Origin of the sequence: Methylobacterium sp. WL120, from assembly GCF_008039465.1 — a bacterium.
In the GTDB taxonomy this organism is placed as follows: domain Bacteria; phylum Pseudomonadota; class Alphaproteobacteria; order Rhizobiales; family Beijerinckiaceae; genus Methylobacterium; species Methylobacterium cerastii.
In genome coordinates this window covers 1-2,100 of sequence record NZ_VRUT01000309.1, presented here as the reverse complement: position 1 = coordinate 2,100, position 2,100 = coordinate 1, and the positions used below count along the sequence as shown (strand labels likewise).

The following is a 2,100-nucleotide window of genomic DNA, read 5'->3' as shown; positions in this document are numbered from 1 at the left end:
CCAGGTCGGCAGCCTGGAGGCGGTCGGCCTCGACTACGCGGACCCGCACGGGACGACCGGACGGATCGCGCGGATCGGGCTCGCCGCCGCGGCCGGTGCGCCGGGAAGCGTGCGGCTCGACGGATTCGAGACCGCCGGCCCGGACCTCACGGCGCGCGTCGCCTCCGTCGCGGTCGAGGACGTCTCGCTGCGCAGCCTGATCGACGGGATGGCGGCGGCGGCCGCGACCGGTTCCCGGGTCGGCCCGGCGGAGGCCCGGCGCTTCGTGCCCCAGGTCGGCGCGATCCGGCTCGGCCGCATCGAGGTCGCGAAGTCTGGCTCCAAGGACGGCTCCAAGGACGGCACGACAGGCGGTGAAGGCGCCGGCGCGGCAGCCTTCGCCCTCGACGGCCTCGAGCTCGTGACCTCCGACCTCGTCGAGGGCGTGCCGACGCGGCTTCGCTTCGCGATGCGCGACCTATCCGTGCCGGCGGCCTTCGTGTCCGGGCAGGATTCGTCCGGCCAGCTCGCCGCCCTCGGCTACACCGCCGTCGCCACCAGCGTGAGGGCCGACCTCGCCTGGAGCGAGGCGAGCCGGCAGCTCGCCGTGCACGAGATCGCCATCGAGGGCGGCGGAATGGGCACCGCGAAGCTGCGCGCCGTCGTCGGGAACGTGTCGCGGGACCTGTTCGGCCGCGATCCGGAGGCGGCGACGCGGGCGGTGCTCGGCGCCACCGCACAATCCCTCGACCTCGACATCCAGGATCGCGGCCTGCTCGACCGCGTCCTGGCGATGCAGGCCCGGCAGAGGGGCGTCGCGGCGGAGGACGTCCGCATCGAGTACGCCGCCTACGCCCGCCTCGGCATCCCGCAAATGCTGGGTTCCATGCCGGGCGCCACCGAGCTGGGCCAGGCGGTGGCCCGCTTCATCATGCGGCCCGGCCAGCTCCGGCTCGGCGTGAAGCCGCTGCAGCCGGCCGGCCTCAGCGCGGCCGAGGTGGCGGCGGCCGAGGACCCGGCGACGCTGCTCGGCCGCATCGCGGTGACGGCGACGACCGAGTAGGCGTCGCGAGCACCGACGGCGCCCTTCGCGGCGCCTCTCGCGGGGCTTCCGAACCGCTGGTACAGGGAGCGCGCTGCAACCACGCCGCCGGGCGGCGGGAGGATATCCGTGACGCCTTGGGTCCACGTCGACACCGGTCTCGTCCCCGGCGAGAAGACCACCTTGCGCCTGATGCGGCAGGGCGACGCCTTCGCGATCACCGTCGGCAACCAGGACCTGATGCGCGACCGGCACTGCGAGTCCGAGCGCGCGCTCGCGACCCTCGTCGCGGCGCGGCTGCGGGACCGGCCGAAGGCGCGCGTGCTGATCGGCGGCCTCGGCATGGGCTTCACCCTGCGCGCGGCGCTCGACGCCTTCGGGCCGGAGGCCGAGATCGTCGTCGCCGAGCTCGTGCCCGCGGTGGTGGCGTGGGCGCGCGGCCCCCTGGCGCACCTGTTCGCCGGCAGCCTCGACGACCCCCGCCTCGCCCTCCACGAGGCGGACGTGAACCGCCTGATCCAATCCGGCCCGGCCATGTTCGACGCCATCCTGCTCGACGTCGACAACGGTCCGGAGGGCATGGTCCGGGGCGAGAACAACCGCCTGTACGACGCCTGGGGCCTGAAGCGCGCGCATTACACCCTGCGGCCGGGCGGCGTCCTCGGCGTCTGGTCCGGCCGCCCGGACCGCAAGTTCAAGGCGCGGCTCGCCCGCTCGGGCTTCTCCGTCGAGGAGGTGCGGGTGCGGTCGCGCGCCAGCGGAGACGGCCCGCGGAACGTCCTGTGGATCGCCACCCGGACGGGGCCGCCCGTCTCGCCGCCCGCCCGTCCCGCATCGGAGGCGATGCCCTAGAGCATTTTCAAGCGAGGTGGTTGCCGGCTCGCGTAAAGAAAATGCGCCCACGCAACAAGATAGAGCATTTTCCGTGATCCGTAGATCACGGAAAATGCTCTAGCAGGCTGCTGCAGAAGTCGCTGGCAGGCTTGTCGCGGAGATGATTCACTCTGTTAGAGGCAGGGGTGGGATCAGGCGATGCGCGGGCGCGGAGATCGATCGGAGAACCTGTTCAGCTACGTCCG

The 2,100-nt window shown here is 73.1% G+C and carries 2 protein-coding genes; both read left to right on the top strand.

What is annotated here, in order from left to right; all coding sequences use genetic code 11:
- On the top strand, positions 1 to 1,042 hold a 1,042-nt coding region (locus FV229_RS27730), incomplete at its 5' end, for a hypothetical protein (RefSeq protein WP_187275301.1).
- Positions 1,043 to 1,150: 108 nt separating this feature from the next.
- Complete coding sequence (locus FV229_RS26600) at positions 1,151 to 1,873, top strand: hypothetical protein (RefSeq protein WP_147754782.1); 723 nt, start codon at positions 1,151 to 1,153, stop codon at positions 1,871 to 1,873.
- Positions 1,874 to 2,100 lie beyond the last annotated feature (227 nt).